The sequence below is a fragment of the Dysgonomonas sp. HGC4 genome (assembly GCF_001261715.1).
Taxonomy (GTDB): domain Bacteria; phylum Bacteroidota; class Bacteroidia; order Bacteroidales; family Dysgonomonadaceae; genus Dysgonomonas_A.
This window is the reverse complement of the sequence record NZ_CVRU01000140.1, coordinates 1-7,187: the sequence shown is the minus strand read 5'-3', so window position 1 is coordinate 7,187 and position 7,187 is coordinate 1. Positions and strand designations below refer to the sequence as shown.

The 7,187-nt window shown below is 29.6% G+C and carries 4 protein-coding genes and 1 pseudogene; all 5 read right to left on the bottom strand.

The window, feature by feature from the left end; all coding sequences use genetic code 11:
• Positions 1-413: pseudogene (locus HGC4_RS13475) on the bottom strand (hypothetical protein); the annotation flags it as partial.
• 154 nt (positions 414-567) lie between these two features.
• On the bottom strand, positions 568-1,620 hold the full coding sequence (locus tag HGC4_RS13470) for a DUF3871 family protein (protein ID WP_050710662.1): 1,053 nt from the start codon (positions 1,618-1,620) through the stop codon (positions 568-570).
• Positions 1,589-2,479: an AAA family ATPase gene (locus HGC4_RS13465; RefSeq protein WP_050710661.1), complete on the bottom strand. Its 891-nt coding sequence runs from the start codon at positions 2,477-2,479 to the stop codon at positions 1,589-1,591. The genes HGC4_RS13470 and HGC4_RS13465 overlap by 32 nt, the downstream gene beginning before the upstream one ends.
• A gap of 145 nt (positions 2,480-2,624) precedes the next feature.
• A complete protein-coding gene (locus HGC4_RS13460; RefSeq protein ID WP_050710660.1) occupies positions 2,625-5,291 on the bottom strand; it encodes a DEAD/DEAH box helicase family protein in 2,667 nt (888 codons plus the stop codon).
• A gap of 95 nt (positions 5,292-5,386) precedes the next feature.
• The coding region (locus tag HGC4_RS13455) for a hypothetical protein (protein ID WP_050710659.1) at positions 5,387-7,187 on the bottom strand (1,801 nt) is incomplete at its 5' end.

The following is a 7,187-nucleotide window of genomic DNA, read 5'->3' as shown; positions in this document are numbered from 1 at the left end:
CTTGTAATTATTTCACCTTCTGATTTTATAAAATGAATGTCTTCACCAATAGAATAAAATAAAATAGCATATATCCCCTTTACAGGCTTAAGATCCCCTTGATTCTCACTAAATCCAGCAACAAATGAAAAATTGTTTAATATTCTCATAATTAGTTCGATGATTGAACTTTTTCCATCACCATTTTTTCCAACAATAGCAGATATACTTATCAAAGGAGAATCTTTATAAATACAAAAAAAATCATCGGGAATACTACTATTGTATTTCTTTCTGATAAGATTCATATCTTTATCATCTTCTTCATAGTTATTATATAGAAAGTAAGTTCTCTCTTCATCTAGAACTTTACGAATATGTGGTAAACAACCTTTCAAGGGTCTTACAGCAAGTAGTTTTAATTGTGTCTTCATTAGTGTTAAATTTAAAAATATAGGTCTCTAAAATAATAAATAATATATTAAGAAACTATTTTTAATTAAAAAAACTAAAGATAGGACTTGCAAATTCTAAATAAAGAAATGAAGTCCTATCTGCTACTCTCAACTTGCCAAAAGAGTAGATTTGCTATTCAATAAACCACCTGTACTCACTATTCCCTTTTAAAGCAGATGCCACACCATTTATAAACTCAGTACCATTAGTAGCCCTGTTTAAGAATGAATCAATGTAACTGTTCTTATTTGCTCCAGTAAAGAGGTTATACACATTCCATAGATTAATAGAATTGTCACTGTTCCTACAAAAAGCATCATCCTTATAATAGTTCCTAGCAATGATATTCAGGTGCCCATCATTGAATTCTAGGTTAGGTAATTGTTTTTGTTCTTTTGATGGCAAACACTGATACAACCTTGATTTACCTGCCAATTGTGCAAATTGATGCTCTGTGAGGCTATAATTCTTAAAGGTATTCATTAATTGCAGATGCTTGGAGACATCATAATGTTGGAACATCCTAATTACCTTATTGAGTAGCTCATTACAATTTAATACTTTGAGTTCTTCTCTAAAGCCATCTGTTGAAACACAGAGGTTGCAGCAGACCATATTCTTAAATCCTATAAAGACTTTGAACTTTTCTACACTTTTCTTACTATACAGGTTTTCATGGTTGTAAGCTCTCACACCACCAATAGACAAATTTAAGAGGTTGCCTTCAATATCTTCATGTATGGTGGGTATCTCCATCACAAAGGCTGCCCTTTCATAGTACAGGGTCTTATCCTCATCCAAAAGTTCATTTACTGATTTATGAATAGCATCTGGGGTTCTGCCTTTGATTAGATGAGAGACTCTAATTTCTGGTGCATCTATCCTCTCATTGGGAAATACTTTTGTTGCTGCCTCATAGACTGTTTCAATAAAATTGGTGTGACTGATAGTTACCTCATTGTCTTTGCTAAAAACAGGAATAACACAATCTTGTTTTAAATGTTGGAATGTGACTTCTTTGGTATTAGCTTCTATAAAGGGAGTTCTTTTGTCTGATGCTCTAACTTGTGTAGTATTTTGAATTGTATTAGATTCCTCAATAATTACAGCATCTTCTATAATTCTGTTTTGAGGTCTGAATGACAAGGGTAAATTACCCTGCCTTAGTTGTAAGAGTTGTTCCATGATGTTTTATGTTTTGATTGTTAATATTATTTGTTGATTTAGTTTGCCTAGATTGAAGTAGTGTTTTCTGTTGGGCAAACTCAGTAGCCAGAAGTTTATACCATTCAGGATATTGATTGTAGATTGTTGTAAGCTCCTCTAATGAGGTTGTTTCTTTGATCTGCCTCTTTACATCATCTACCTTAAGACCAGAATTACACCAATCCAATATTTTAGTTCCTGTTGATTCATCTACAACAAAACTAGGCTTATCCATAAAGAGACCTGTTCTGTCTTTACTAGCTTTAGCTTGGTGGTGAATATCAATATCCAATACTGTTGTGAATTCATATTCTATCTCATTTCTCTGAATTGCTTTAAGACCAATCTTTTCTACTGTGGTTTTATTATCTACTGTTTTAATGATGTAATCCTGTTTTGTTCTGATGGTGCATATTATATGACAGGGGGATTGTAAAAGCTTTTGAACAAACATATTGTATAAAGGTGTTACCTTGTTCCAATTGGTAAAACTATTACCAGAAAGGGAACTATGGAGTTGTAGGAGGTAATGCCAACAGTGACTAATGGAGTCAATGATTATAACTTCTATATTGGACTTTTCACATAGTTCTATGGCTGCAATATATCTTTCTGGTGAAAATGGCTGAGAGAGGTTTAAAACCTTGAAATCTCCAATGTGGGAATAGAGTTCAATACTGTTCTCAGAATCTATGACTGCAACATTAGACAAATTACCATTACATAGCCCTTTGGCTATTAGTAAGGCACTCATGGACTTTCCTGATGAGGAACAACCTTGTAGTGCCATCTTGATTTTTGATGCTTTTCTTTGGGTGGGTTTTAGTTGGAAATTCATAATTGGGTGTTTTATTAGTTATTGTTTTTGATGGAACAACAAAAAATCCATGATAGAGATTTTACTCTAACATGGATTAAGATATATTGCTTCGTCCACAATTTAGGAAATCTATATATAAGTAGTTTCCTGAGAAATGGACAGATTAGGATTTCTTATCTGTTTCTTCTTGCTCTTCTAAAATAAGTAAATTTCCATTTTCATCTTTAATGAGTGTTGTTGGACAATTCTCTTCATCACCCCAGTCTGGCATATTGTATTCATTAATTGCTATTTCTTCTAAAATTTCCTTTTCGTAATTCTCGTTTTTCATATATTTATATTTATAAAGTAAATTGATTCCTGTTCTTTGTTCTGGCAATGGTATAATCTTTTTAATAATTAACTTTCTTTCTCTAGTTCCATTAGGTTCTCTAAACTCATATGTTTCAAAAAAAGCACCTTTAAGTAAATTATATATTGAATTTAAAGCCTTCCCTTCATCTAAGTTAACACCATTTTTCTTTAAATATTTGAAGTAAATATCTTTATTTATATTTGAAAAAGTATCTACTATCAACTCCATTTCATCATCAATAAATATATTATCAGTGTAACTTTTTAGCGTTGGGTGAATATAGCCTATGCTATCTGCATGAGGAAGGATTAATTTATCTATAAATAATTGTCTAATTTGATGCAATTTCTTATATGTTGTGATTAGGTTATTTTCAAGAGTATTCTCTATAGGAGAATCATTATTCTCATCAAATTGCATAGCATTAGAAATACAACATAATAAGTAATCTTCAGCCTCAAATGGTTTATCTATAAGAGCAGTGCATTCTTTAAAATATTTCTTATTTAGCCAACTATTTCCTTTTATAACTCTTTGTATAAAAGACATTACTTCTCCTTGAAATTTTTCATCTGACCTCATGATTTTTTTTCCAGTATATGCTATTCTGTTGAAAAATATTTTGTTGCAAAAAGCATTATACAAGTCATAATCACACAAATCAGCTCCTTCAAAACTTTCATTACAATATTCGAAAAACAACTCAAGCAAAGTCTCTTGTATTCTTCCTTCTTCGATTTTTATATCTCTTGATCCATCAATAGATATACTTTTCAATTTACAGTTTACAAACTGATTATTATATCCACCCCATAACATATAGGCAGGTAAATCTACCCCGAAGATTGCATAGTAAGAAGATAAAAACTTTTCCCCTTCATTCAACTTGAATAAATCAAGTGATGGGTATACTAAGGGCGGTAAGTAATTTCTTTGATTTTCTTCTTCTAATGTTTTAACAAAAAGAATCTCTTCACTAATTCTACTTTCTAATTGAGTATACTTTTCAAAAATATAATTATTTTGTTCACTCTGTTTGGCACTAGAATAAGTATCAATTTTTTTCTTATCTTCATTTTCACTAGAATTAAACAGAGATTTCGTTTTATTGGCTAAATTATTAAATAATTCCAATGGTGGGAGATTTTGCCAATATTCACCATCAATTAAGTAATATGGGGTGGGCATGATTACATATATGTCAGACTTCTTTCTTACTCTTGCTAATGCTTGGGTTAGAGATATAATTCCATCATAAAATATACCATATTCTTTATTGGATTTTTGCATGGCATATTTATTAGGAAGGAAAATAATCAAAGCACTGTCCTCTTTTGTAATACTAATTCCTGTTTTAAACATAGTTCCAATATTACACACTCCATGAATATATTTCTCAGAAAATGTTACATTTTCAAAATCACTTTTTTGACTATTTAATCTTTCTAAGTTTTCCTTTGCAATACAAAGGTTTACTGTTTCATATTTATCTATTAACTTCTGCTTTATACTACCCCCTCTGGTATTATTAGTTATATCTATTGCTTGCTTTTTTGAATATGTTAGGATATCAAGATTGTTATGAGTCTCTATTATTTTGTCAAATAGCTCTTTTATCTCATTATCATTGAGGTCATAATTCATTCTACTAGTGATATGTAAATGCAGATTACTTAATTTTCCTATATACTGATTTCTTGTAGACTCAATGATATGAAGTTTTTTATCTGTTATTTCTGCTATATATTTTATCACAACTTTGGAAGCCTCATTAAATGTAGCACTGAATATAAATGTTTTAAGTAAAACGTCATTTATTCTGAATTTCCACAGATTAAAAATCAAATCAGGTCTGAAATTGTGTACTCCATCATGTATTTCATCAAATAATAATATAACTTTCTTTTTTCTGGCTTTAGTTGATTGAATAATATTATTAATATAAATTCTCTTTAGTGTTGCTTGTTCTGTAAAGTCTCCAGAATTCCCTAACAAACAATTAATGGTAATTACATGAAGGCGTAATTTTCCAGATACTTTTACATTTTTTAGAGTAGGCTCATCTTCATCCACATATTCAAAAGCATTATAGTCAGGGATGGATGGGTTTAACCCTAATTTCCATCTTATCTCTTTGCCTAGATTATGTATATATTCAGATATAAGAGATTTATGAGGAACTGCAAAGATAACAGTATGTCCAAACCTATAGTATCTCCTTGCAATTTGAATAGCAAGTTGACTTTTTCCTTGACCAACAGATGCATTAAAGACAACCGTATTATTTACCCAAGGTTCTATTTTTTTAGTAGCATTGACTGTTGGACTTGTTAAATACTTGCCATCTGGCACTTCAAGTATATCTTTTTTCACTTCTAAAGCATCTTCAAAATCAGATATGTCTAATGTTTTATATTCTATTGGTGAATGTATTATTTCTGAGTCTAAGACATTATGATCCTTATTATTCTCCATAGATTAGGGATTTATTAATTTAACAATAAACCCCTAAAGTATGAAAAATGTTAATGCTTGGTCTTATTTATGGGATTTTAATTTACAATAAATCATTAATCTATCGGGTTATTTTCAAAGCATGATATATCCATTTTGCTTGTTATCTGTATTAAGATATCATCTCGTATTTTGAGTAACACTAAGATCATCTTTCTCAACAGTATATAATAATCTTGTTTATGTTGTTCTTCTGATGCAGAATTTGTGCCATGCAAATATTTGTTCCTAAGATCAGCTCCATTGGTAAACTCTTTTTTGTTTAAATAGAAATTAAAATAATCGGTTTCTTGTTGTGTAAGAAGTGTATTTTCAGAATATACTAATCCATCATCAATCATTTTATCTATAACTAATCGAATGTTTTTCTCATAATGCCAATAGCTTAAAACTTCATCATTATATAGTATTCCAATTAATGATAGCATGGTATTATTTTGAATTCTTAAAAATGAATCATCATCAACATACAAATACCCTTCTTGTATTAATTTATTAATTGTTCCTAATTGATATTCTCTAAAATTGTCAAGTTTAACGTTCTCATTTCTTAAGAGTGAGTATAAGTTTTTATACTTATTTTCATATGGTTCAATGTAGTACAACATAGATTGGTCTGAAAAAAAACAATACTTCAATCCTTGAATAATCTCTCCTTTTGGATATATATATTTTTTATCAACTAAACTTAAGATTTCCCCGAATCTGACAGGTATAGAATCAAATTCTAATAATTCAAAATCTATGTTCTTTTCTTTCACATAACAATTATATTGTTTGAGAAGGTATTCCAATTCAGGAGCTATAATGCGTATCTTCTCCAGATAAGTTGATGATGTTGATGCAAGATTTAATCGAAAGTTTTCTTTCAGTGAGAAATTCATTCCTAAGACAAAAGATTTCAGTAAGTTTTCGATAGAGTTGTTTCTTTCATTAAGGTATATGTCAAACATTATCGTTTGAGAATATGATATCATGTGCTTTTGACTAAAAACAACTCCTGCTTGATAAGCATATTTGGAAGTAAGACCTATTTTTTCAAAAATAATTAATTCATCATTTCTACTAACTAAATCAATGATTCCCTGATTATTAACAAATTCAAAAAGAGAGGCAAAAACATCAAATAACTCCATATCATTAGACATTTTATCTAAATAAAGCTTACCATAAGAAATAGAGAAAGACATCCCTTCACTATTGTCTATTAAAGGTTCGTCTTGCTCATTTGCTATAGCAATTTCCACTCTTATAGGTACACCACTATTCTTTTTTAATAATATTGTATTTAATTCTGAAGATTTTTTTTGTGCTTTTAGTTTAGTTTTTGAAGATAGTCTTAGGTCTTTAGAGGTCTCTATCAATCTGATATAATTCAAATTAGCATGTTCACTATCAATATATTCTAATACGATTTTCTCTTTATCTTCTGGGCTTAGACATTTAGGGAAGTGATAAGGTGGGGTTCTAAAATTTCGTTTGTCCTCAATTTGAGATAATAATAATTCTGCTGTTTGTTTATAGGTTAGAAGAAAAAGCCTTATTTCTGTACTAAAATAACGAACTATTTTTTCGAATAATAATATACGAATTATGTGATTATTGTTCTTATCTAAAATTGAAACAAATGTGTTTTTGCAAATCTTCTTGTAAGTGTCCAAATTTTCGGTTAATTCCCAAAATGCTTTTTGATAACAGAATCCAACACTTTCAATATAAGAGAGTATGTTTTGATCATTAATTGTAAGCCAAAAAGTTTTAGTAATATTCCATAATTGATTAGCCTTATCTTGAAACTCTTTTTTCATTTCTTCATCCCATCTAAGAAGAAACAACTCATTATCAAAATATAATTTG